At 73.2% G+C, this 22,287-nt stretch carries 26 protein-coding genes; 21 read left to right on the forward strand and 5 right to left on the reverse strand.

Annotation, left to right across the window (positions count from 1 at the left end; all coding sequences use genetic code 11):
* Positions 1-512: 512 nt before the first annotated feature.
* The 3 genes from ACWGE1_RS09285 to ACWGE1_RS09295 form a co-directional block, all read right to left on the reverse strand.
* Complete coding sequence (locus ACWGE1_RS09285) at positions 513-1,880, reverse strand: helix-turn-helix domain-containing protein (protein WP_453419903.1); 1,368 nt, start codon at positions 1,878-1,880, stop codon at positions 513-515.
* Positions 1,881-2,341: 461 nt separating this feature from the next.
* On the reverse strand, positions 2,342-2,659 hold the full coding sequence (locus tag ACWGE1_RS09290) for an XRE family transcriptional regulator (RefSeq protein WP_453419904.1): 318 nt from the start codon (positions 2,657-2,659) through the stop codon (positions 2,342-2,344).
* 136 nt (positions 2,660-2,795) lie between these two features.
* A complete protein-coding gene (locus ACWGE1_RS09295; protein ID WP_453419905.1) occupies positions 2,796-3,575 on the reverse strand; it encodes a GntR family transcriptional regulator in 780 nt (259 codons plus the stop codon).
* Positions 3,576-4,279: 704 nt separating this feature from the next.
* On the opposite strand from ACWGE1_RS09295, the gene ACWGE1_RS09300 reads away from it, so the two are divergent.
* The 18 genes from ACWGE1_RS09300 (at position 4,280) to ACWGE1_RS09385 (ending at position 18,756) form a co-directional block, all read left to right on the forward strand.
* Positions 4,280-5,101, forward strand: a complete 822-nt coding sequence (locus ACWGE1_RS09300; protein WP_453419906.1) for a hypothetical protein — start codon at positions 4,280-4,282, stop codon at positions 5,099-5,101.
* A gap of 276 nt (positions 5,102-5,377) precedes the next feature.
* Complete coding sequence (locus ACWGE1_RS09305; RefSeq protein WP_453419907.1) at positions 5,378-5,929, forward strand: hypothetical protein; 552 nt, start codon at positions 5,378-5,380, stop codon at positions 5,927-5,929.
* The gene (locus tag ACWGE1_RS09310) at positions 5,926-6,219 is read left to right on the forward strand and encodes a hypothetical protein (RefSeq protein WP_453419908.1); all 294 of its coding nucleotides are present in this window, start codon (positions 5,926-5,928) and stop codon (positions 6,217-6,219) included. The genes ACWGE1_RS09305 and ACWGE1_RS09310 overlap by 4 nt, the downstream gene beginning before the upstream one ends.
* Positions 6,220-6,234: 15 nt before the next feature.
* A complete protein-coding gene (locus ACWGE1_RS09315) occupies positions 6,235-6,774 on the forward strand; it encodes a hypothetical protein (RefSeq protein ID WP_453419909.1) in 540 nt (179 codons plus the stop codon).
* A gap of 88 nt (positions 6,775-6,862) precedes the next feature.
* Positions 6,863-8,437: a DUF2637 domain-containing protein gene (locus tag ACWGE1_RS09320; RefSeq protein ID WP_453419910.1), complete on the forward strand. Its 1,575-nt coding sequence runs from the start codon at positions 6,863-6,865 to the stop codon at positions 8,435-8,437.
* 205 nt (positions 8,438-8,642) lie between these two features.
* Positions 8,643-9,134 carry a hypothetical protein gene (locus ACWGE1_RS09325; RefSeq protein WP_453419911.1) on the forward strand — a complete coding sequence of 164 codons (492 nt, stop codon included), beginning with the start codon at positions 8,643-8,645 and terminating at the stop codon, positions 9,132-9,134.
* A gap of 32 nt (positions 9,135-9,166) precedes the next feature.
* The gene (locus ACWGE1_RS09330; RefSeq protein WP_453419912.1) at positions 9,167-9,391 is read left to right on the forward strand and encodes a hypothetical protein; all 225 of its coding nucleotides are present in this window, start codon (positions 9,167-9,169) and stop codon (positions 9,389-9,391) included.
* Positions 9,392-9,725: 334 nt separating this feature from the next.
* On the forward strand, positions 9,726-11,795 hold the full coding sequence (locus ACWGE1_RS09335; protein WP_453419913.1) for a hypothetical protein: 2,070 nt from the start codon (positions 9,726-9,728) through the stop codon (positions 11,793-11,795).
* 14 nt (positions 11,796-11,809) lie between these two features.
* Complete coding sequence (locus tag ACWGE1_RS09340; protein WP_453419914.1) at positions 11,810-12,226, forward strand: hypothetical protein; 417 nt, start codon at positions 11,810-11,812, stop codon at positions 12,224-12,226.
* A 99-nt stretch (positions 12,227-12,325) separates the two neighbouring features.
* Positions 12,326-14,407, forward strand: a complete 2,082-nt coding sequence (locus tag ACWGE1_RS09345) for a hypothetical protein (protein ID WP_453419915.1) — start codon at positions 12,326-12,328, stop codon at positions 14,405-14,407.
* A gap of 90 nt (positions 14,408-14,497) precedes the next feature.
* A complete protein-coding gene (locus tag ACWGE1_RS09350) occupies positions 14,498-14,767 on the forward strand; it encodes a hypothetical protein (protein ID WP_453419916.1) in 270 nt (89 codons plus the stop codon).
* Positions 14,767-15,189 carry a hypothetical protein gene (locus ACWGE1_RS09355; RefSeq protein WP_453419917.1) on the forward strand — a complete coding sequence of 141 codons (423 nt, stop codon included), beginning with the start codon at positions 14,767-14,769 and terminating at the stop codon, positions 15,187-15,189. Before ACWGE1_RS09350 ends, ACWGE1_RS09355 begins: the two co-directional genes overlap by 1 nt.
* An 87-nt stretch (positions 15,190-15,276) precedes the next feature.
* Complete coding sequence (locus ACWGE1_RS09360; RefSeq protein WP_453419918.1) at positions 15,277-15,846, forward strand: hypothetical protein; 570 nt, start codon at positions 15,277-15,279, stop codon at positions 15,844-15,846.
* A gap of 29 nt (positions 15,847-15,875) precedes the next feature.
* Positions 15,876-16,295, forward strand: coding sequence for a RapZ C-terminal domain-containing protein (locus ACWGE1_RS09365; protein ID WP_453419919.1), 420 nt, complete (start codon positions 15,876-15,878; stop codon positions 16,293-16,295).
* A gap of 285 nt (positions 16,296-16,580) precedes the next feature.
* Entirely contained in the window at positions 16,581-16,748 is a 168-nt protein-coding gene (locus ACWGE1_RS09370; RefSeq protein ID WP_399492489.1) for a hypothetical protein, read from the forward strand.
* Between the two features lie 2 nt (positions 16,749-16,750).
* Complete coding sequence (locus ACWGE1_RS09375; protein ID WP_453419920.1) at positions 16,751-17,806, forward strand: hypothetical protein; 1,056 nt, start codon at positions 16,751-16,753, stop codon at positions 17,804-17,806.
* Between the two features lie 390 nt (positions 17,807-18,196).
* Positions 18,197-18,502, forward strand: a complete 306-nt coding sequence (locus ACWGE1_RS09380; protein ID WP_453419921.1) for a DUF6247 family protein — start codon at positions 18,197-18,199, stop codon at positions 18,500-18,502.
* A complete protein-coding gene (locus ACWGE1_RS09385) occupies positions 18,499-18,756 on the forward strand; it encodes a hypothetical protein (RefSeq protein WP_453419922.1) in 258 nt (85 codons plus the stop codon). Before ACWGE1_RS09380 ends, ACWGE1_RS09385 begins: the two co-directional genes overlap by 4 nt.
* 101 nt (positions 18,757-18,857) lie before the next feature.
* Here the strand turns inward: ACWGE1_RS09385 and ACWGE1_RS09390 are convergent, their stop codons facing one another.
* Together ACWGE1_RS09390 and ACWGE1_RS09395 are read right to left on the reverse strand one after the other, a co-directional pair.
* A complete protein-coding gene (locus ACWGE1_RS09390; protein ID WP_453419923.1) occupies positions 18,858-19,427 on the reverse strand; it encodes a flavoprotein in 570 nt (189 codons plus the stop codon).
* Positions 19,424-20,677, reverse strand: coding sequence for a helix-turn-helix domain-containing protein (locus tag ACWGE1_RS09395; RefSeq protein WP_453419924.1), 1,254 nt, complete (start codon positions 20,675-20,677; stop codon positions 19,424-19,426). The genes ACWGE1_RS09390 and ACWGE1_RS09395 overlap by 4 nt, the downstream gene beginning before the upstream one ends.
* Before the next feature lie 77 nt (positions 20,678-20,754).
* Between ACWGE1_RS09395 and ACWGE1_RS09400 the strand changes: the two genes are divergently transcribed.
* The 3 genes from ACWGE1_RS09400 (at position 20,755) to ACWGE1_RS09410 (ending at position 22,144) form a co-directional block, all read left to right on the forward strand.
* Positions 20,755-21,234 carry a hypothetical protein gene (locus tag ACWGE1_RS09400; RefSeq protein ID WP_453419925.1) on the forward strand — a complete coding sequence of 160 codons (480 nt, stop codon included), beginning with the start codon at positions 20,755-20,757 and terminating at the stop codon, positions 21,232-21,234.
* 149 nt (positions 21,235-21,383) lie between these two features.
* Entirely contained in the window at positions 21,384-21,812 is a 429-nt protein-coding gene (locus ACWGE1_RS09405) for a hypothetical protein (RefSeq protein ID WP_453419926.1), read from the forward strand.
* Between the two features lie 104 nt (positions 21,813-21,916).
* Complete coding sequence (locus tag ACWGE1_RS09410; protein ID WP_453419927.1) at positions 21,917-22,144, forward strand: hypothetical protein; 228 nt, start codon at positions 21,917-21,919, stop codon at positions 22,142-22,144.
* Positions 22,145-22,287: the final 143 nt, after the last annotated feature.

The raw sequence follows: 22,287 nt of genomic DNA on the forward strand, positions 1-22,287 counted from the left end.
TTTTTGTCCGTGCGGTGGTGTTTCTTTTTTTTCTTTTGCTTTTTTTCGGGGTTCTGGTCCGGGCGGGGGGGGGGTTCCACCTCCCCCCCCCCGGGGGGGGTGACGTGTACGTCACCCCGTACTGACCTGCGGAAACAGTCGAGTTAACGATGAGGGTCTTTCCGGACCCCGGGGGCGTCGCACACGTCACCCCTAAGCTGACCTGCGGAAACGGCCGAGTTAACGATGAATCGGCGACGATCCCGTTCCAGAGCCCGAAAGTGCCGGGAGAGGCGGCCCCGGGAGTCCGCGGTACCTGCTCCGCGCGCCGTCGCGACCTCCCCGCCCCCGGCCCGCCAGGCCTGCCCGCCATGAGTACGACAGCAGCGAGGAACCCTCAGACCGTCCATATGTGACCCCGTTCGGGCTCCGCTGGCGCTGACATCGCCTCCGGGCAGCACGAAGGCCCCGGCGGTCATGTCACCGCCAGGGCCTTCGTGCTGCTCGGGGTCAGGGGCGCGAGGCGCCCGTCCTCATGCCTGGGCGTACTGCGCGAGCTCGGGGTGCTGGCGCCGGATCTCCTCGCGGAGCCGTTCGTTCTCCTGGGCGTCAGCGATCCGCTTACGCTCGCGTTCGGCGGCCGCCTGGGTCTCGGCGGCCTGGCCCTCGCGCGCCTGGTGCTCGTAGTACGCGTCCTCCAGCATGCCGTTCCAGGCGAGCTGTTCCGCGAAGCGGCGCCGCTCGTCTTCCTCGGCGGCGAGCTTGGCGGCGAGCTGCTCCGTTGCGGCGAGCATCTCCTCCCGGCAGGTGTCGCACATCCCGTCCGCCGGCCGTTCGCCCTTGCCCGGTTGCTGGCACGCCTCGTTCCCGCACGTCCACCACACGGGGCCCGGCGCTCGTTCCCCGCGAGGCCCAGGAACGTGGCCCGCCCGGTGGTCGGCCCGGCGGTCGATGCCCCGCTGCTCGCACTTCGGGCAGGCGTCGTCGGTGTGGATGAGGACGCGGTCCTCGCACATCGGGTCCGGGCACTCGGTCGACGGGCCGACCAGGCGGACCGCGACCCCGACCGGCGTGGCGATGCCCTTGCCGCCGGGCAGCAGGTCCTTCATGTAGCCGTGGGCGTACCAGCGGCGCTGCACCCGCGCGGCGAGCTGGTTTGCTGTACGGCCGTCGTCGAGCGCGGCGAGGATTGCGTCCCGGATCGCGCCCGGGCGGTACTTCGGCAGCAGCTGGGCGAGCTCGGTGGGCCAGGCGGCCTCCACCGTCGCCACGGCGGCGGCCTGCTCCCTGGTCATCCGGACCTGCTCCTTGCCCGTGTTCTTCGAGGGAGCCTTCTTCGCCACAGCCTTCTTCGTGGCCTTCGCCGCGGGGGCCGACGGCGTCTCGGGCTCCGTGTCCGGGCGAACGGGGCCGGTGTCGTCGGCGGCCTCCTGCCCGTCCTCACCCTCGTAGGGCTCGGGCTCGGGGGCCGGCGGAACCTCCGGGTTCTTCTTAGGGGTGCCCAGAGCCTCGGCGGCCGCGGTGCCCGGACGGAACTCGCCCTCGATGGGCGGCTCCGCCCACGCCTCGGAACGCTTCTGCTTCGGCGTCGTGATCGTGGGGAAGGGCACGCCGGTGCCGCCGTACCGGTCCCACGGGCCGTGCAGGAAGTACCGGCTGGACGCCGTCGAGCCGTCCGGCCGGGTGCGCTCCTTGTCGGAGAGCACCTTCAGCCCCCGGAGGTGCGCGAGGGCCCGCTGGACGACCCGCTCGGATTTCTCGGCCTCGGCCGCCAGGAGCGGCACCGACGGGAAGCAGGAGAACCGCTCGTCCGCGCGGTCCGCCAGGCGGCTGAGCACGAACTTGGCTGTGATGTTGCCGATGGCGAGGGTGGCCACGTACGTCTGCGCTTCGTTGCTCATCGTGCTACCCCCACGGCCGGACTGGTGCCAGCGGGAACGGCGAGTGTGAGCAGGGGCATGTTCGTCATGACCGCGGTGTATCCGTCAAAGCGGACACCCCCGTAAGCGCCGGATTCGGCACCGGACGGGACAGCGATTTCGTCGGAGAAACCTCGGCTGATTCGGTCAAATTGTGCCGGAATGACCTTGACGGATGATGAGTCGGACTGGTTCAGCCCGACAGACTTGCGTACGCTCATAGTGAGCGTCCTCCAGCTGCATGGAGAGCCTCGACCGTCCGGGTGTGAGAGCCCCTTCGGTCCGTACTGGCCCCGTCTACGACGGGGCCTTTTACGTGGGCCAGCTAGTGAGAGATCGCTGACGTCACGCGTTCACCTGTTCCTCTTCGTGTACCGGACCTCAACGCCGGAACACGCGCATTGGTTGCTGAGCCTCCAGCTGCGCCTTGCGGCGGGGCAAGCTCAACGAGCGACGCTGAGCAGGCGGAGGCCGCGGGCTGCCCGCAGCTCATCTACCCGGGCGGGAGTCAGCTCGGCCAGTGCCTCGCTGGGGCCGGCTACCAGGTGCCAGGGGGACATACCCCAGTGATCAGCCAGTCTGCCGAGGTCGGCCATCGACCATGGGGCCAGACCGCGCTGGCGCCGTCCGATCATCACGTCCGTGACCTTCAGCAGCTCGCCGAGGCTGGTGTACGTCTCGCCAGTCATGTTCAGCACGGCGGCGATGCAGGCCCTGACCTGCGCCTCCACCGGGTGCGGCGCGTACTTCGGGTGCGGCATGGTCGAACCCTCCGTTAGATGTGATCTCTACCTGTGATGCATTCGTACCACAGGTACGGGTGATCTAAGGAGGGATTAGCGAGGCGCGTCCGATGATTCACCCGTTCGCGCGCCGCCTTGTCCCGCGCCGGTCACTTCACGAGCCCCGCCCGGCCAACGGCAGACGCTCATAGACCAGCTCCATGCGGTCGGCAGCCCCAGTGATGCGCGCGACCTCCAGGACCCGGCCGTGCTCATCACGCGTGATCCGTTCGACCACCAGGACGGACACCCGGCTGCCGAGCGCCAGCTCCGCAGCCTGTTCCGCGGTCGGTACCCACGCGGTCACCCGGTGATCCGCTTCATTCGGCAGGAGGCCAGCCGCGGCCATCGCGGCCAAGATGCCGCCGACGATCTTCCCGGGAGCGTCGAGGCCAGCGGCCCGCGCGACGTCGAGCGGGTACCACGACTCCTGAATCTGGATCACCTCATCCCCGATCATGGCGCGGCGGCGCCGGAGGATGGCGGGGGCGCCGGGCTCGACCCCGAGGGCCTGCGCGATGTCGGCCGGCGCGGTGGTCTGCTCCGGCGGCTGGACCGCCATGCGCCCGTCGAGGCCTTGTGCGGCGGTCGCCCGTTCCCACGGTCCCTTGTCCCCGGGGGACATGGCTGCCTCATAGACGCTGAATGGGATCCGGACACGGCCCCGGCTTCGGACGACCGTACCCACGCCCGGCTTGGACGTCGTCAGCCCCTCCTCCTGCAGCAGCCGATAGGCCCGGTTCACCGTCGTGATCGTCGCCCCGAACTGTTCGCACACCAAACGCATCGACGGCAGGGGGTCCCCGGGCCCCAGTTCCTCGCTGCTGATCAGAGCGCGGAAGTGGGCGGCGATCTGCTCGTACCCGCCCTCCCGGCCCTTCCTCCTGCCTGCCATCACGTCCTCCTGATCTCAGGGCTGATGCGTGAAGTGTAGTGCTTGACCTTACTTAAGTGTAGTGCTCTACTTAAGGGGTAGCTGGGGAGCCACGCACCACGGCGAACCGGCTACCGAGCGATTTCCGCTGTTCGCAGCGGGGAGTCGAAGGGTCCCGGGACAGAGCGGGGCGAGCGGCCCGGCCTTGTCGACCCGGGAGGTACACCCCACCTACAGCCGTCGGCGTCCCGGCGGAACGGGGTGGAGCCCCGCAGGGAGCGGGTCCTGACGCGTCCAATCCGCGCAGGTCACGGCCGGTTCGATTCCGGTACGGGGCACGCAGCACACCAGCACTGCCGGCTCCGCACGGCGCTACCGACGCCGCCGGGGTCTACGCACGTCAGCGCATGTACCAGGAGGTCACTGTGAACGACTGCGCCCGCCAGAATCTGCCGGCCTTGAAGGCTGCCGACGAACCGCCTCGGATGACGATGCGGGTGAGTCGGGACGGAGGCCGCACGTACGGGCCGCACGTGGAGGTCCGCACAGGGGAGGTGCCGGTGCCCATGTACACGCTGCAGTACCCGCCGTGCCAGTGCCCGCAGCACCGCGGCGCCTGACCCTCTGAACAGCAGACGGCCCCACCGGAGGCGCTACCGACGCCTGTACCCGGAGGGGCCGTCTCAGCACATCCCCTACCGACATCACCGGAAGGAGCGCACGACATGAACGATACCGACGAGGAGTTCGACGCCGCCGCGTGGCGTGAGCAGTACGTGGCGGAGACGACCGCGCCGGGCCTGCACTGGACGGCCCGCCACCTGGACGTCGTGGAGCACGAGATTGAGGGCGACACCGCCCCGGTGGAGCCGACCGCCACCGGGTACGTCACCGTTCGCCCGTTCACGGCCGGCGGCCGGACCGAGGCCCGCCTGACGTTCCCCGCCCGCCGGGCCTGGCGGGCCGCCGAGCACAAGGGCATCGCCGCCGAGGTGGCGTCCCTGTTCGGGCTGGCCGTTTCGACGCCGCGCCGGATGCTGGCCGACGGCCGCCCCGAGGGACGCGAGGAGACCCGCGTACTGCTGGTGTCCGGCGCCGAGCGGCAGATGACCCGCTACCTGCGGGCGCTCCCCCAGGTGCTGGCGGGCCTGGAGCGTCTGGCGACCCGCGCCGCCCGGCAGTTCGGGGCGTGGCGCCGTTCCCTGATGACCGTCCTGGGTGGCCACCTGGACGCCGAAACCCCGACCACCCTGCGGGCCAGGGCTCGGGAGTTCCGTTCGGCGGTCCTGGCCCGACTCGCCGGGTTCATGAGGACCGGTGCCCCGCACCCGTCCGGGACGGACCTGCGGGCGGCCCTGTGGGACCAGGTCGATGCCGTGGCCGCCGAGGTCTGGGCCGCCGCCCCCATCGACCCGTGGGCCCTCGCCGCCGACGTCGCCACCGAGCACCAGGCCGCTGCCGAGGCGCCCGAGCACCCGCATCTGGACGCGGTGGTGACCTACCGGGCCCTGGCCGTGCCGGTGCCGGCCGTCGCGCTCGCCGCCTGACCTCTGCACAGCAGCCGGCCCCCACCGGAGGCGCTACCGACGCCGCCGAACGGGGTTGTTCCCGCACGTCTCTACCGACATCACCGGAGGACAACGCCATGAACCAGACCACGCTCGCCCTGGCCCCCACCGACTCCGACGCCGACATGGACGAGGCGCTGCGCCGCGTCCGGTCCGGGAAGTGACCCGCCGCCAACTCTCCCCCTGACCTAACACCCCCAGCCCGGGACCGTCACCGCGACGGTCCCGGGCCGGCCTGCACCCGGGAGACACCCCATGAACCTGGACCGCATCCGGGCCGGCATCCACACGGCGACCGCCCGCACCGAGGACGCCGTCACCGGCACGCTCACCTCCCCCGTCACCGCCGCGTTCGTCGGTGTGATCGCCGGGTGGGCGTTCCTCGCCGGTGACCCCTTCGATGGGACGGCCGCGCTGCTCACCGCCGTGGGCCTGACCGCCACGTGCGCCGCCGCCCGTCTCGGCGACAAACCCGAGCAGGACACGGCGCCCCGGTGGACCCCGGGCGGCCGGCCGACGGTTCGGCCCGCCCTGACCGGCCCGCCCGCCCCGACCGACACCCCAGAGGAACCGCCCGTGCCGCGCTGGACCATCACGGCCTGCCACATCGACGTCGACGTGTGGGGGTGGGAGCTGGAAGGCGACCACTACGCCACGCACGACGAGTTCCACCCGGAGGACTTCGACCGGGACGTGCAGGCAGCGCTGACGTGGGCCGAGGAGCTCATCGGCGGCCCTCAGCTGTGGATCCGCACTCAGGTGGAGGGGTTCGACCGGTGGCACGCCACCGCCCCGGACCCCCGGTGACGACCCCTCACCCCGCCTCGACCGCCCCGGCGCACGCGAACCCCGTGTTCCGGGCGGTCACCCGGCGGGACGGCCGCCTGTGCCGCACCGCCGGGTGCTGGGACCTCGCGACCGTCCTGACCCCGGCCGACCCGGCCGTGCGGCTGGTCGAGGCGGTCCGCCTCCCCGCCGAGGACCTGACGGCCGTCTGCGCCCCGCACGCCGCCGACGCGGACCAGGCCGGCCGCCGGATCCGCGAGGCGGCCGCCGCGGCCGCCTTCGCCGCCGCCCAACTCAACCTGTTCACCTGACCGAGGAGACCCGCCGTGTACCGCATCGTCCGCACGACCGCTTTACTCGCTGACCGCGCCGAGCTCGCGCAGGCCCGCTTCGAAGCCGAGACCGCCAACGATTCCGCGATCCGCGCCGAGGGCACCGCCGAGTGCCTGGCGGAACAGCTCCGCCAGGCGAAGCACGACGCCGACGCGGAGTTCGAGGGGATGCGCGCCATCCTTCGGCAGGCGACCGCCGAGCGGGACGAGGCCCGCGCCGAGCGCGACGCCTTCCGCGCCGAGGTGCAGGAGGCCCGGGCCCAGGTCCTCCTCGACGCCGAGGACCGGGTGGCGCTGCGGGCGCTGCTGCGCACAGCGCGCAGGCAGGCCGCCGCCGTGGACCGCGTCTATGTCCTGTTCCACCGGGGCCGGTTCCACAGCGTGCACACCACCGTCGACGGGGCCGAGGCAGCCGCCGAGGCCGAGGGGGCACCCCGCGACGGGTGGACCGCCCAGGCTCCCGGCGCAGCGTTCCCGCCGGCCTGCGAGGTCGTGTGGCGCGTCCAGCCGCTGGTACTCCAGCAGTGCCCGTGAAGCGCAGCTCTGGACTCATCACTCCCCACGCCGGGCGCACTGCCCGGCGCTCCGACCGCATCCCCCTGTACCGCCCTGGGAGGGACCAATGACACTCGCCGTGATGCCGCTGGATGCGGCCCCGGCCCGGCCCGAACCGGCCGCACCGATCCGCACGCCGGACGCGGCCGCCGCCGTTCCGGACGCACACCCCGCCGTTCCGGACGCACCGGCCGCCGCGCCGGGCGCGGTCCGCGCTCTCGTCGGATCGCTCACCCGGGCGCAGCGGATCACGGCCGGGACGATCGTCGCCGCCGCGCTGATCCTGTCCGCCGTGGGGCTCTACCTCAGCTTCGAGCACGTCGCCGAGTACGCCTACGACGAGCTCAAGTTCCAGTCGCTGGGCAAGGCGAGGCTGTTCACCCTCGGAGTCGACGTCGGGATCCTGGTCCTGATCGCGATCGATCTCCTGATGGCGTGGCTGCGCCGGCCTATCGGCTGGATCCGCTACCCGGTGTGGCTCCTGACCGGGGCCACGATCGTGCTCAACGGCGCCTCCGCCGCCCCGCAGACCGGCGCCTGGACCCTCACGGACTACGTGGCGACGTTCGCGCACGCGGTGGTCCCGCTGCTGTTCATCACCGTGGTGGAGATCGGCAAGACTGCGATTGACCGAGTGGTGCGCCCGCAGGCTGCCGAGGCGGGCGCCGGGGTACCAGCGGCCCGCTGGGTCCTTGCTCCGGCCTCCACGCTGGCCCTGTGGCGCAGCATGAAGCTGTGGGCCCTGCCGACGTACGAGGCGGCCGTGGAACGGCACCAGGCGCTCACCGTGTACCGGGTCCTGCTGGAGCGGAAGTACGGACGCCGCTGGAAGCGAACGGCGCCGGCCGACCTGCGTCTCCCCCTGACGATGGCGCCGTACGGCCTGACCATCGACGAGGCGCTGGCCCTGCCCCGGGAGCAGCAGGAACGCGAGGCCGCGCTGCAGGAGTCGCAGGAGGCCGCCAAGGTCGCCGCCGCAGGCCGGGCGGCCGCCCGGAAGGCGCAGGCCGAGATCGACCAGCTTCGCGCCGAGGGCCTGGTGGAGGTAGCACAGCACGAGGTGGAATCCTCGACACAGCAGGCCGCGGTGACCGCGCAGGCCGCGCTGACCGCAACGGAGCGTGCGGCGCGGGCGGAGACGGAGGCGCTGGAGTCGGCGGCCGTAGCCGAAGCCAAGGCCCGCCAGGCCGCCGCCGACCGCGACGCGGAGCAGGCCCGCGCGGACGCGCTCGAAGCGGCCGAGCGTGCGTCCGGCATTGAGCGGGCCGCGTCCCAAGCCGCCCGAGACGCGCTCGTAGTGGAGCGCGACGCGGCCGAAGCGGCAGCCCGGAAGGCGGCCGCCGAGACCGCCCTGAAGCAGGCTGCGGCCGACGCGGCCGAAGCGGACGAGCGCGCGTCCCAAGCCCGGCAGCGCACAGCCGAAACCGAGCTCGCCGCCGTCGAGGCGGAGGATGCCGCGCGCCTGACGCCCCGTGAGCGGAGCGTCCGCCGGACCGCCCGGATGATCCTTGCCGACGCGAACGGCGTCTGGGAGGACCTGCCCCTGGAGGTCATCGCCGAGGCGACCGGCGTATCCGGGTCGACCGCCTCGGACTACCGGCGCGAGGCAGCCGAGCTGCTCGCCTCCGGCTACCGCCCGTAGGACGCAGACGGCCCGCCCCCGAAGGAAGCGGGGGCGGGCCGCTGCACGACCGTACCGCGCACCACCACCCCGGAGGGGGCGACCCAACTGGTCGCCCCCTCCGGCGTGTCTGGCGCTGCTACTGCCGCCCCGGCCCTACCCGGCCGGTGCGGCTGTGGGACCTCCAGACCCGCCCCTCCCGCCCAGCACCGTGAAGGAGCAAACCATGACAGACATCGCCACCCGGGTCACGCAGGGTGTCCAGGCCCTGGCCGCCGATCACCTGCGGCGCGAAATGTGGCAGGCGCAGCACCGGGCCGCGCTGCTCACCGACGCCCAGACCTACGACGCCCTGGCGGATGCCATCGAGGCCGAGCTGAAAGGCCGCGACGTGGACGGCGACATGCCGTGGTCGGCGGTCATCCGGGCCCGCAAGCGGGTCAAGCCCCTGCGGAAGGCGGCCCGCGCGATGCGCAACGCCGCCTCCGCCATCGGCGGCGTGGTCACCGCGTACGAGACCACCATCCCCGAGGCGGTCGGCAAGGCCCGCCAGGACAAGGCACTGCGGAAGGCCGAGCGGAAGGGCGCCACGGCCGCCGCGCTGAACACCGCCACCGCGCGGGCCGTGGAGCGCCTCGCCCCCGCCCAGTCCACCGACGAGCAGGCCGGCGCCCCGAAGGTCCTCGGCGACTACTTCAAGAACCAGCGCGGCGCCTGACGGTGTCCGACCCGCACCCCCGAGGAGGTGTCTTGAACCAGCCCATGACAGCGGCGCAGAAGCGCGCCTACAACCAGCAGCAGCACGCAGCCCGCCGACAGGAACAGGCCGCCGCTCGACCTAGCGGCCTCTCCGAACTCTGGTGGGACCAGGCCCGCAAGATCGCCCGCGAACAGGCCGAGCAGGGCGACGGCGACGCCGCGTGGAACGACCTCGCGCTGACCCTCTCCAACTACTGCGCCCGCTACAGCAAGTGACCACGTAATCGTCATCATCACGGCCCCGGGAGCGGGTCAGCCTCGCGCATTATGCGAGCGCACGAGCGCGTGAGCGCACGAGCGCGCGAGGATGCCCGCCCCGGCCACCGTGTGTCAACACCCGCAGGAGTCCCCTGGCATGGCCGATGACACCAGCAACGTCGTGAACTTCCGCAGGCCCGGAGGCGCCCCGCCCCCGCCGCCTCCGCCCCCGCTTCCCCCCGGGCCGTCCGTGGCGCCGCCCGCGCCCCCCGCCCCAGCCCGGCCTGCGGCCGCCCCGTCCGCGCCTGCTCCGGCGCCTGTCCGGATTTCACCGTTCGACCTGCCTCCGGTCGTGACGCCGCCGCCCCTCCCCGAGGTGCCGGCCACCTTCCGGTCGGAGGGCGTTGACGACGCCGAGGACGGCGGCGACGGCGCGGGGCCCCCGAGGACAGGGGCGCTCAGCATGGCGGCCGTCCTCGCCATCGCCATGGCGGCATTCGCCGGGGTGCAGACCTGGCTTCAGGAGTCCGGCCCGCGCCGCGCGGAGGCGAAAGCGCATCAGCGGGAGCTGGAGCTGATGGCGGCGAAGGCCAACGCCGAGGCCGCGAAGGCCGAGGCGGGCATCGACACCATCCGCGCGAAGGCCGCCGTACCCACCACCCACGAGTACGGCAAGAAGGCCACCGGGCGCGGCTCCGGCGGGACGGGAGGCGGCCCGGGCTCGGGGTCAAAGGGCCCGGGAAAGGGCGCCACGGGGGCGCACAGCCCCTCCGGCGGGGTGGGCGGGTCCAAGGGGGCCGGGCCCAAGCCGGGCGCCGGGAAGGCGACTTCACCCGCCCCTGGCGGCACCGGCAAGAACGGCTCGGGCAGCACCGGCACCAGCCCGGCCGGGAAGGGCGGAGCAGGCAGCCCCAAGGGCTCTGGCTCCGGCGGCTCCGGTACGCCCGGCCCCGGAGGCAAGAACGCCCTGGGCGGCGCGGGCAAGAACGGCTCGGGCGGAACCGGCAAGGGGTCCGGCGGCGGGACTGGGCCGGGCGCGGGCGGGACGTCCGGCAAGACCGGCTCGGGTAAGGGCGGCTCCTCCGGGGGCGGCTCGGGCAAGGGATCCTCGGGCGGCGGCTCCGGCAACGGCGGCTCCTCCTCCGGCACGGGCAATGCCCCGGCCGGGACCGGCAGTACGGGCACGGGCCGCAAGACTCTGCCCAGCAGGGTCCGCCAGGCCCTCCGCGACTGGCGGGCGAAGCGGACGTCAGCGCAGACGCCCAAGCCGCCGAAGCCGACGCCCCCAGCCGGCGGGCCGAGCAACTCCCCGACGCCGCCGGGCACCGCGGGCGCCAACACCACGACGCCCCCGGGCACCGCGGGCGGTACGGCCGCGGCCGGGACCGGCGCGGGCGGACAGTCAGGGCGGACGACGTTCTGGAAGGCGGTCGGGGACACCCTCCGCGACCGGTGGAAGAAGCGGCAGCAGGCGCAGCAGGCGCAGCAGGGCACGCAGAACACGCCGCCCGGGCCGGGGCCCACACCTCCGCCCGGCGGGCAGCAGACGCCCCCTCGTCCGCAACAGCCGCCCACCGCCGGTCAGCAGCAGACACCTCCACCGCCGCCCGGGGCGCCGCCCGGGCCGGGACCGCAGAACCCGCCTCCTCCGCCTCCTGGTCCGCCGCCGGGGCCGGGGTCCACGCCTCCGCCCGGCGGGCAGCAGCCGCCGCCTGGATGGCAGCAGACCCCGACCGGCGGGCCGGATCCCGGATGGTACGGGCGCTCCTCACCGTTCGACACGCCCGTGAACGACCCCGAGCCCGTCGTGATCACGGTAGAGCGGGCCGACGGCGGCCCGGCCAAATCGGCCCCGCCGACGACCCCGCAGCAGCGCACCCCCGCCGCGGCCGTCACCACCGGCCGCCCGGGACTGCCCCGCGCACCGCAGCGGCCCGCCGGCCGCCGCCCCTCCACCACCAAACCGAAAGGCCCCTTCGCCATGGGCTCCGCACCCGCCACCATCCCCGCCCCGTCCTCCGGGGGCGGCGGGATGGCCTCGCAGCACGCCACGGAAATCAACCTGGACCGCGCCCTGGGCGCCCTGTCCAACCTCGTGGACGAGGGGATGGGCGCGCACGACGACGCCGACGGCCTGACCCGTCAGGCCCGCCGTCTCCTGTCCCTGCTGGAGGGCATGGCGGGCGACCTCGCGCAGAACCACAACGTGAAGGGGCCCAAGACCACCAGGGCGATGCAGACCCTGATGGAGACCGTCCTCCAGCTCATCGAGACCTCCGAGCAGACGGCGAAAGACGCGCTGACCGCCGCGGAGGCCGCGGAGGCCGAGGAGGTCCTGATGGGCCGCCACTACCGGCCCGTGCAGAAAGCCACCACGGACGCCGGGCTGCTCACCCCGTCCGCCCGCATCCACAACAGCTGAGAGGCCGATCACTCATGACTGCACTCGTCCCCGCCGGACGCCTACCCGCGAACACCGAAGGACCCGCGAACAGCTTCACCGGGGTGGCCGCGAAGCTGCGCCAGCTCCAAGCCGCCGCCGACGCGCTCCAGGAGCACGCGAAGCTGCTCCAGAACCGGATGAGCCGCAACGCCCGCGCGGCGTCGGCCCTGATGGACCTGTGCGGGGCGGCCGGGGTCGCCGCCAGCCACACGGGCCGCATCGCGGACGTCAGCAGCGCCTTCGGCCGGGTGGCCGGCGGAGGCGCCCGCATCGCCTCCGTCACGGATGCCATGGGCACCGCCGCCGGGCACGTCGTCACCCAGCACCGGAGGGAGTACGGCGGCATCAACGCCGCCTCGACCTCCTCGCCCGTCATCCAGGCGAAGCCGGGGTTCTACCGCGTGACCTGACCGGCCCTCACCCCTGACTGCGGGGCCGTACCCGACCGACCGGGTACGGCCCCGCCCCCTTCCCCACCGCCCCGCACAGCACCCCCGAGGAGAGACCTGATGATGAGCCGCCTCCCCCTCCAGGCGAAGATCGAGCGGACCGCCTACGGGGTAGGCGCCGCGTGCCTCGCCGCCCTCCCGCAGCTGGACGACGGCGGGGTGAACGCCAGCGTGACCGTCCTCGGCGGCGGCTGCGCCTGGTGGCTGTACCGCCGGGCCACGCGCTCCGACTTCCGCACGGCCCTGGTCGCCGCGCAGCGGGGCCTGCCCGTGCTGACCGGCGCCGCCGCCTACGCGGCCGCCCTCGCTGCCCCCGGCGCCCGGTGGTGGGAGTACGCCGCTCCCGTCGCGTGGGGCGCGCTCATGGCCGTGTGGCTGCCCGTCACCCGCGCCTCCTGGACGCCGAGCAGCACCGAGCTTGCTCCGGCCGCCCCGGCCGGGTTCGAGGCCGAGATGGCCGCGAAGTGGGCGGCGTCGCAGGCCGCGCAGCAGACTCGGCTGGTCAACGTCGAGCGGCTGGTGCCCGGCCGGAAGGACTTCACCGCGGTCGTCGTCGCCCCGGCCGGCCTTCCGGTCCCGCGCCTCGACCTGGACGCCGTCGCCGCCGTGTTCGACGTGCCCACCAGCGCGGTCCAGGGGCTGGAGGAAATCCCCGGGAGCGGCCCCGGCCGCAAGCGGCTGACGATCACCCCGAGCGACCGCCGCGGCGGGCAGACCTTCGAGGATCACTGGCGCGAGCGGGTCGGCGGCCACGACGGGGCGATCCCCGGGAGCCGCGTCACGAAGGTGGTGGAGCACCCGGGCCGGGTGATGATCCTCGCCGAGGTCCCATCCGGGCAGGTCGCCACGATCAACCACGCGCAGCTGTGCAGCGCGTTCGGCGTCAAGGCCGCCGAGCTGCGGCTGATCGCCGAGACCGACGGCGGCTCGAAAGCCCTCGTGGCGCTCTACGAGACGTCGCCGCTCACCGGCACCCGGCCCGCCACCCGCGAACTCCTCACGCCGGACGCTGACGGGTACTGGGTGATCGGCACCGCCCACGACGGGACCGACGTCTACGCCCGGCTGTGGGACCCCAAGCTGGGCGCGCTCCACGGGTACGTCGTCGGCGTCACCGGCTCCGGCAAGACCGTGGCGTTCGTCCTCGGTCTGGCCGCCGTCGCCAACGCGGGCGGGGTGTCCTGGCTGGCCTCCCTCGACCCGGACGCGCAGCTGGCCGCCGCCGGGAAGTACATCGACCGCCAGGGCTCGGGCCGCCTCTACGCCGCCCGCGCCACCCGCGCCGCCGTCGCGCTGATGACGATCCGCGGCGAGATCAACGCCGAGGTTGGCCACGACTTCTCGGCAGCCAGCCCGTACCCGCTCCTCGTCCTCGACCTGGACGAGTTCAACGGGCTGTGCGACGACAGCGACGAGGGCCAGGAGATCGCCGTCAACGCCGTGGCCATCGCCGAGCGCGGCCGCAAGTACGGCATGGCCGTCAAGTTCGGCGGCCAGACCCTGGACCTGTCCCGGATCGGCGGGGACCGCTCCCTGCGCGAGCAGACCCGTTCCGGTACCGGGGTGGTCCTGCGCACCGTCTCCGGGATCTCCGGCCGGCAGGCCACGGAGGGCATGCTCCCCGAGGGCGTCGAACTGGCCGACATCCCGATCGCCATCGGCGGCGGCCTCTCGATCGAGGACCGCATGGAGGGCATCACCGAGGTCCCGCACGGCGCCTCCACCGCCGGCATGGGCCACGTCCTCACCGGCAGCGCCCCGCGCATGATGCGCATCCTCTACGCACACCTGCCGAAGGACGGCACCGGCCACAACCTGGACGACCTATTCCCCGAGGGCGGCGGCGTCTTCACCCTCACCACCTGCGAGGTCGAGGCGCTGGACGCGCTCGACCTGTACGGCGACTGGACGGCCCCGGTGACCGAGGCCGAGACGGCCGCCGCACAGGCCGCGGTGAAGCCGAAGCGGGTCACGGCGAAGGACCGCATCCTGGCCGTTCTCACGGGCGAGATGACCGCGAAGGAGATCCGCGAGGCCCTGCCCGACATCGCCGCCGGGACCGTCCGCAACGCCCTGTCGGCGGCGGTCGAAGAGGGGCTGATCTCCAACCCCGAACACGGGGTGTACGCCCCGCTCGGCTGACCGCACCGCACACCGCAGCACCCCGACCCCGAGGGCGGGCCCGGCACCACGGGCCCGCCCTCGCCCGTGCACGACCACCAGGAGCAGCCCGTGAGCCACGACCGCCACAACCTCCACCGCGTCCCCGACGGCGCCGCGCTCCCCTTCCCGGGCGACGCCACTGCCCTGGACCTCGCCGCGGTCATCGCGGTACTCGGCGCCCTCGCCCCCGAGCTGGCCGCGCCGAGCGCCCCCGATCAGCTGCGCCTCGCCCAGTACGCCCGCACCGCCGAACTCGGCCGCTGGATCGCCGCGGCCGCCGACGACCTCGCGGCCGGCCTCGGCGCCGAGATCGACCGCCAGCAGGACGGCCGGTCCTGATGACCACCACCCGCCACCCCGAACCCGCCCACGAGGAGCACCCCGTGTCCGACCTCTCCCGCCTCGACCCCGCACGCGTCTACCGCTACGCCCCCGACCTCCTGATCGAGGCCCACGAACTCCTGACCCTGTCCTCCTGGTTCCTGGCGCAGACCCTTGCCGGTGAGCAGAACGACCCCGAGGCCCTCCGCGCCTACCTGCTGCGCCGCGCCGCCCAGTCGGACCGGGTGGAGGCGGGCGGCATGTTCGGCGAGGCGGCGTCACGGGCGCAGGCCGCGGAGTCGTTCCGGCTCCTCGCCGACCTCGACCGCGCGCACCCCTGGCTCGTCCCGGCCGGGCTGACGCCCCCCGGCGTCGAGGCGCCGCACGAGGAGCTGCGCGCGTACGTCCGCGAGTGCTACGACGCCGCCCCCTGGACCTGACCGCCGCCCGAGCCCGGACAGCACGGCGGGGGCCGGCACCGCCGCCGACCCCCGCCGCTGACCCGCCCCGTGAAGGAGCACCCCAGCATGCACGAGCAGCCCGCCCGCTACACCGCGCCCGCCCCGGCCCCCGCCGCGCCCCTCGTCCACCAGCCGCGCCCGTACGGGGAGCAGCACGCGGTGCTGCTCCCCGTCCCGGCCGCCGAGCGCCGCGCCCTCGTCCAGCTCGATGACGGCTCGTGGGTCGCCGCGTACGTACCGGCCGCGCCGCCGGTCATCGTGCCCGCCGCCCCCGAGGCCGCCCCCGCCCGCCGGGGCCTCACGCCGTTCGAGCGGACCGCCGTCACCCTCGTCGGGAGCATCTGCGCCCTGACTCTCTGCACCGGGGGAGCCCTCGCCATGGCCGGACCCGCCGCCCTCGCCGCCGCCGCCGAACTCGCGATCGGCGCGGCCGCGTTCCTCGGGACCGCCGCAGTCGGGTGGGTCGTCCTCCGCTTCACCGGCGCCCTGTCCCGTGCCTCCAGGGAGCAGGCCACGGCCGCGCCCGCCCCGGCGCCCGTCACGGTCAACGTCACTGGGACCGGCGGGCAGGGCGGCCGGTGGGGCTCCCGTGGCGGCGCCGGGGTCCACATCGACCGAATCAACATCAGCCGCTGACCGCCCTCGACCACGACCAGGAGCAGCAGATGACCAGCACCGACCAGACCGGCCCCGCGCTCACGATCACGTCGTTCGGGTACGGCCACCAGCCCGGCGGGGTCGCCCCGGCCGCGCACCTGACCCTCGACCTCCGGCAGCACTTCCGCGATCCGCACGTGGACCCCGCCCTGCGGGAACTGACCGGCCGGGACCAGGAGGTGATCACGGCGGTGCTCAGCACCCCGGGGATCCCGGCCCTGATCGCCGCCACCGTCCAGGCGGCCCGAGCGTTCCTCGGCGGGCCGTCCGTCGGGCCGTTGCACATCGCGGCGGGGTGCGTCGGAGGCCGGCACCGTTCGTACGTCGTGGCCTCCGCCCTCGGGACCCTGCTCGCCGACCTCGACCCCACCGTGGTCCACCTCCACGCCGACCGCCCCGTGATCAGCCGCCCCGCGCCCCAGAGCTGACCACCCACCAGCACGACCAGGCCCCCGGGGCCGCCTCTATCGAGGGGCGGCCCCGGGGGCCTTTTTGCGTTTCTGGAGCACTTCGGCCTGACCGGCTTCACCCCTGGTCAAAGGCCTACATGGGGGAGCGGCAGCGCCGTGACGGACGCCAACCCCGCGAAGTTTCCTGCACTTCGCGACAGACGTCGTGAACTCCTAGGGGTGCGGCACCGCCCCGGATCCACGCGGTCGAGCTGCACTGCCGGGAACACCCGGCAGCAGGATCTTACGAAAGGGACCACGTACGTGAACATCACCCCCGGCGGAGGCGCCGGCCCGCGCCTGTCCGTGCTGCTCCTGGTGGCGGCCGCCGCCGTTGCAGCCGCGCAGAGTGAGGCATGGGCGAGTGCGGTGGGAACTGCGGTCACCCTGTACTCCGTCCTGACCATCGGCAGCCAGGACCGGAGGAATTGACCATGGCCCGCAAGAAGCCGACCGCCGCCCACCTTGCCCTGGTCCGCGCCCTCAAGGAGCACGGGTACAAGTCCAGCACGACGCAGGTGGAGCGTTGGCAACAGGAGGGCTGGCTTCCCAAGTCCTCGACCTGGTTCGAGCCCGGCTCCCCCACCGTCCAGCCGCACATTCTGCACCGGGCCCAGATGGTGGCGCTTACCGTGCGGCAGGGTCGCGGGATCGGGTGGACCGGGTGGCACCTGTGGGCCTCCGACGCCACCCCCGAAAACGCTCGGCGGCTACGGACGGCCCTGGTCGCGCACCTGAAGCGGCCGCTGACGCGGGCGGGCGTCGAGAAGGTCCCCACCGGAAACTCCGACCGGGCGTTCAAAGCCCGGCAGGCCGGCGCCGCGAAGATGCTGAAGAACCGCCGATTGCCGCGGCGGGACCTGGACGAGACTCTGCGCGCCCACGCTGCCGAAGCCGGACTCGAACTGCCCCGCTCGCCCGACGCCCTCCCGAACGTCTTCCACCGAGCCCTGATGAACCCCGGCGCCCGGCTGCTCCTCGGCGGCGCCAACGACCTCGGGATCGAGGAGCTACTGGAAGCGCTCGCAAAGGCCATGCCGGACCACACCGAGATGATCGAGAACCTGGGTGAGCAGCACCGGCAAGCCGAACTGACCGGCACCAACCTCTTGGCGGAGTCCCCGTGGTCTCAGGGCATCCCCGGCATGGTGCGCACCATCGAGACGGCCGACGACCGGGACCTGTGCCGCGCCGTGCACACCTGCACGCTGGCGACCGGCGCCCTTCACGATCTGATGCGGCGCTCCTCGGGCGAGCCGGAGATCCTCGCCCGGCTGACCGGGGATGTGATGTGGCAGCGGTGGGCCGTTGTCGGTGGCATCACCCCGGAGGGGGCCCCTGGCTTGGCTGCCGTCGCCCTCAACACGGTCCAGTACCTGATCGAGCCTGACTGGGCCGCGGAATTGGGCCGGTACATGTCCCTCATGCACGCCTTGGATGTCGCCTACCCCGAGCACCCAGGCACCCCCGAAGGCGGGATGGGGGGCTGAGTGCTGCGGGTGCCGGTCATACGGTCTGGTGACTTCCGCGAGACTGCTGCCGCCGAGGCGTGACATGCCCTTACACGTGGACCACCGGGACCTGGCCGCCCGCGGGCAGCATGGCCCTGAATTCTGCGATCGCAGAAAGCATGACCTGAAGCCCTCACTGTGAGGGCGCGGCAGGGGGCTCTTCTGCGTGTGGAGGAGCCACCGACGCGGATAGCCTGGGCCACTCGCCCGAAAGAGATGTCCCGATGTCGAAGCCAACCGATGTCACCTGGACTTCGGCCTGGGCTGCTGCCCGCCTGTGATCGTGGTGGACGGCGCCATGTCCGGGGCTCGCACCCTCGACCGGCGCCAGCCGGGCGCCAGACTCGACACGAGGAAGGGAAACACCGCATGAGCGCACAGCCCGTACACCCGCACCAGCTTCCGCCGGCCCCCGCCCCGGCCGCGGCCGCGAAGCTCCGCACCCGCATCGCCGCACAAGACGCCGCCGACCGCTGGCTCCCTGCCTTCGACCGCGACTGGGCCGCCGCGCTGGAGGAGTCCCGCGCGACGTACGACCTCACCGCGCTGCACGAGGTCGTACGCGAATGGCAGGGCCGACTCGACACCGCGCCCGCCGTCGCCGCACTCATCGCCTCAGGGTTCGAGGACACCGACAGCGTCGCCCTGGAGCACGTCATCGGAGTTCGCCGGTGAGTGATGCCTGGCCCGCCCGGCTGGCACCGCAGGCTTTTGCCTCCCTCGCCGAGCTCGACCCCACCGTCCAGGAGATGGTCCGCGACGTCCTCGACATCGCCTCCCGCTCGCCGTGGTCCTGGCCCCAGTGGGACCGCACCGACCCCGAGGGCGAAGACGTACGGCGCGCGTCGATCGGTGCGCTCACCGTCGTCTATTGGGTCAACCGCCCCCTCGAACACCTTCGGGTGCTGACCATCGTCTGGGCGGGCTGACATCCGCAGCATCACAAAGGCCCCGGTTTCCACAGGACATCCTGTGGAAACCGGGGCCTTTTGTGTTTGCCTTGGGCACGCCGGGCCGTAGGCGAGCGAGGTCAGGCGGACCGCAGTGCGTCGAGGGCGTCGAGCGCCAACTGCCACGGGTACGCGTCGACGTTGCCGTGCTTGGGCTGGTGGGGGCGGAAACCGCGTCCGGTTCCGTCGTCCAGGAGGTACTCGACTCCGGCCTTGCGCAGGGTGTCCACGGCAGGCGCGAGGGCAGGGTGCTGCGCCTGCGCGGCGTTGATGTACGGCAGGGCGACGACGGGGAGGTCCGGCAGGCCGAGAGCCTCGGTGATCAGTCCGAGGGCGAGCGTGTCGGCGTGGCCTGCCGCCCACTTCGTTGTGGTGTTCAGGGTGACGGGTGCGACGAGGAGGGCGTCCGGGCTCGGTAGGACGTCGCTCTGCGAGGGCAGTTTGTAGGCGTGCCGGACGGGGTGGCCCGTCAGCTCGTGCCAGGCGTCGAGCTCGCGTTCCCCTCCGGCTTCTTCGACGGACCAGCGGTGTGCGGCGGGGGTCAGGACGAGGGCGACGTCCCACCCGCGGGCCTGGGCGGCCTGGATGCCGGTGGTGACGTGCCGGGCGGGCGGGGCGGCGCATGAGATTACGTACAGGGTCTGGGTCACCCGGGCAGTCCACAGCGCTCGGCGAGCGCGCGCAACCGGCCCTCCGCGCTGCCTGCCCCCAGGAGGCGCAGATCGCGTACGAGTTGGTGTGTCCGGGGGCGGGCGAGGACTTCCTCGGGGGCTTCCCGTTCGGCGTCGAGGAGGGTGTCGACGGCGTCTTCGCGCCGGCCGGCCTGCGTGTAGGCGTGGGCCAGGTCGGTCAGGAGGTGGGCGCGGCGCTCGCGGGGCAGGGCTGCGCGTTCGTCCTCTGTGACGGCCAGGGCGACGGAGATCCCGGCCGCGCCTTCGTAGAGCTTGACGTGCGCGGCGAGCCGGTACAGCGACACGTTCGTCGTCGAGAACGCGGTGAACAGCGCGTTGCCGTCACCGCCCACGCCGTCGAGCTGCTGGGCGTGCTCGTCGGCCTGGTCCAGGAGGCCGGGGACGGCCCGGGCCGCGGCGGCGGCCCGCCGGTCGTCCAGGTGGGCTGCGGTCGCCTGTGCCATGGCCGCCTTGAGCCAGAGCATGCCCAAGGTGGACAGGCCGGCCGGGCCGCGGTCGACGAGGTCGGGGCCCAGGCGGGCGGCGGCGGCTTCGGCGAACGCCGCCGCGGCGTGCGGCTGTCCGTCGGCCGTCATCGCGTCGGACAGATGGCGGGCGGCGCTCGCCATGACGACCGGGTCACCGGAACGCTCGGCCGCGAGGACCGCGCGGTGTCCGGCGAGGGACGCGATGTCGGGGGCGCCGCCCTTGATGGCGAGCGCCTCGGCGAGCTGCAGGGCCATGCTGAGCGACCGGTAGGCGGCGAGCTGCTCCTCGCCCCTGTGATGAGCGGCGGCCCGGGTGGCGGTGGTGAGGAGACCGGGTACCAGTCGGCCGACACGGGAGAAGTGGGCGGAGGACTGGAATGCGGTCCAGCCGTGGACGACGGACCGGCGCAGGGTCTCGACGTCCACCGGGTTCGACGGATCGCTGTCGGAGGCCCCGGTGACGACGTCGTGGCGCTGCAGCGTGGAACGGATGAGGTCCATCTCCGCCGTGTCCGCCGGGGCCGACGCCGGCGCCTCGGCGAGGAGGTCGGCCAGCGTCACGCCCAGGACGTGGGCGGCGGATTCGAGGACGGACAGGCGGGGATCGGCCTGCCGCGCTCCGCCTTCGAGGTCCTGGACCCAGCGCAGGCTCTTGCCCATCAGCGCCCCGAAGTCCGTCTGCGACAGACGCCGCCGCGCTCTCCAGTGGGCGACGTTGCGCCCGATGCTCCGACTGGCCATCCGCTGCTCCCGTACCGGGCGAGGATGCACGCACTCTGCGTGCACACCCTCTGTTGTAGCGCCCTTACGGTCCGCGTATGACCAAGTCGCCCATGGCCACCGGCCCCACCTGGACCGACCGGTTCAACCTCACCCCCGAGACCTACGCGCACCTGCGGCACGGCACCGCGGTGTGGCAGCCCTGCGGATACGCCTGGGACGCCGTCGTCATCGCCCCGCTCCAGCGGGGGCTTGACGCACTCGACGTCCTCGCCCTGCCGCTCGACGCCGGCTATCCGGTGATCGCAGACCACTCCCGCCAGGAACTCATCACCTACGTGGCCAACGGATCCGGCCACATGCTCGCCGGCGTCCAGGGCGTCCGCGTCCTGGTTCGCGGCAGTGACCTCCTCACTCCCGCCGGGGAGTACGGGACCTACGCCGCGCATTGGCTCAGCCGCCCCTGCGTCGACGCCGACCACTACGTTGATGCGGGCGCCCTGCGGACCGCTCTGCTTGCCGTGGACGCCCTGCCGCCGATCCGGGCCGATCAGATCGAGCACGCACCGGCCAGCTGACCCGTACGCGACCGCGCACCCTCCTTGCCGGCCGCGTACTTCCCGGGCCCCCGGAGCCACCCCCTGCTCCGGGGGCCCACCCATGTCCCCGCACGATGCACGCACTCTGCGTGCACTCCCGCGACTGGACCGCCCCTACCGTCCGGGACATGACTTCCACCGACCGCACCGCCGCGCCCCTGCCCGCCACGAGGCCAGCCGTCCCCGAGGGGGACGTAGAGCTCCACGCGGCCACGACCATGCCCTCCTTCGGACGGGACCTGGTCCGCACACTCCACGAGGCTCGGAGCGCTGTCAGCGCCCTCGCCCTCACCGACAGCCTTGTCAGTGACGTCGAGGTGAGCGCGTACACCGCCCTGGTGTGCACCGGCAACACCCCAGCAGCAGCGCTGGCGGCCGCCGCCGCCCTCGCCACCAAGGCGCCCAGCCTGGAAATCCACGCCCTCTCCTGGGCCCGAGTCCCGGGTCCACGCGAAGGCACGACGGAGTTCCAGGTCACCATCACGGTCACCTCGCCGGACCCTGAGACCGGCGAGCACGGTGGCTCCACCCACCACGCGGACCGCCGGCGCGGTTAGACCGCTCCACCCGCCCCGCCCATTCCGCAACCCGGTTGGCGAACGCCGAACCGAGACCGTCCCGGGCGGGGCCGGACATCACGTACTGACCGAAGGAGAGAGCCGTGTCGTCACCACGTCGCAGCCGCCAGCGCCAGACCGTGCCGGGCTGGATCAGCGAGGGCACCGCCATCCACGACCCGCACGCGGGCCGCCGAGGCGTCGTCCAGTTCATCGGCGAGTGGACGAACCCGAACACCGGTCTCGTCGTGGAGAACGCCGTGTACGCCAGAGTCGCGGGCGGAGGCCCGGAGTGGGTCGTCTCCGATCCGTCCAGCCTCGAACGGGACTGAACCGGAGGGCAGGGAAGAGGGGTCGATGCCGCCGCGTCGACCCCCTCCGTGCCTTGATCAATCCTCTCGATGTGGAAGTTCCGTGACTGCTTCCGGCATTGGAGAGTCCTGTCAGCAATCCGCTGACAGGACTCTCCCATGCC

The sequence above is a fragment of the Streptomyces sp. NPDC054932 genome (assembly GCF_053610205.1).

Excerpts from the sequence above, each read along its gene's own strand:
- ACWGE1_RS09300 (WP_453419906.1), top strand. The coding sequence starts at position 4,280 with ATGAACGATACCGACGAGGAGTTCGACGCCGCCGCGTGGCGTGAGCAG.
- ACWGE1_RS09345 (WP_453419915.1), top strand. The coding sequence starts at position 12,326 with ATGATGAGCCGCCTCCCCCTCCAGGCGAAGATCGAGCGGACCGCCTAC.
- ACWGE1_RS09295 (WP_453419905.1), bottom strand. The coding sequence starts at position 3,575 with ATGGCAGGCAGGAGGAAGGGCCGGGAGGGCGGGTACGAGCAGATCGCC.
- ACWGE1_RS09290 (WP_453419904.1), bottom strand. The coding sequence starts at position 2,659 with ATGCCGCACCCGAAGTACGCGCCGCACCCGGTGGAGGCGCAGGTCAGG.
- ACWGE1_RS09325 (WP_453419911.1), top strand. The coding sequence starts at position 8,643 with ATGACAGACATCGCCACCCGGGTCACGCAGGGTGTCCAGGCCCTGGCC.
- ACWGE1_RS09305 (WP_453419907.1), top strand. The coding sequence starts at position 5,378 with ATGAACCTGGACCGCATCCGGGCCGGCATCCACACGGCGACCGCCCGC.
- ACWGE1_RS09400 (WP_453419925.1), top strand. The coding sequence starts at position 20,755 with ATGACCAAGTCGCCCATGGCCACCGGCCCCACCTGGACCGACCGGTTC.
- ACWGE1_RS09405 (WP_453419926.1), top strand. The coding sequence starts at position 21,384 with ATGACTTCCACCGACCGCACCGCCGCGCCCCTGCCCGCCACGAGGCCA.
- ACWGE1_RS09365 (WP_453419919.1), top strand. The coding sequence starts at position 15,876 with ATGACCAGCACCGACCAGACCGGCCCCGCGCTCACGATCACGTCGTTC.
- ACWGE1_RS09285 (WP_453419903.1), bottom strand. The coding sequence starts at position 1,880 with ATGAGCAACGAAGCGCAGACGTACGTGGCCACCCTCGCCATCGGCAAC.
- ACWGE1_RS09320 (WP_453419910.1), top strand. The coding sequence starts at position 6,863 with ATGACACTCGCCGTGATGCCGCTGGATGCGGCCCCGGCCCGGCCCGAA.
- ACWGE1_RS09380 (WP_453419921.1), top strand. The coding sequence starts at position 18,197 with ATGAGCGCACAGCCCGTACACCCGCACCAGCTTCCGCCGGCCCCCGCC.
- ACWGE1_RS09360 (WP_453419918.1), top strand. The coding sequence starts at position 15,277 with ATGCACGAGCAGCCCGCCCGCTACACCGCGCCCGCCCCGGCCCCCGCC.
- ACWGE1_RS09375 (WP_453419920.1), top strand. The coding sequence starts at position 16,751 with ATGGCCCGCAAGAAGCCGACCGCCGCCCACCTTGCCCTGGTCCGCGCC.
- ACWGE1_RS09340 (WP_453419914.1), top strand. The coding sequence starts at position 11,810 with ATGACTGCACTCGTCCCCGCCGGACGCCTACCCGCGAACACCGAAGGA.
- ACWGE1_RS09395 (WP_453419924.1), bottom strand. The coding sequence starts at position 20,677 with ATGGCCAGTCGGAGCATCGGGCGCAACGTCGCCCACTGGAGAGCGCGG.
- ACWGE1_RS09355 (WP_453419917.1), top strand. The coding sequence starts at position 14,767 with ATGACCACCACCCGCCACCCCGAACCCGCCCACGAGGAGCACCCCGTG.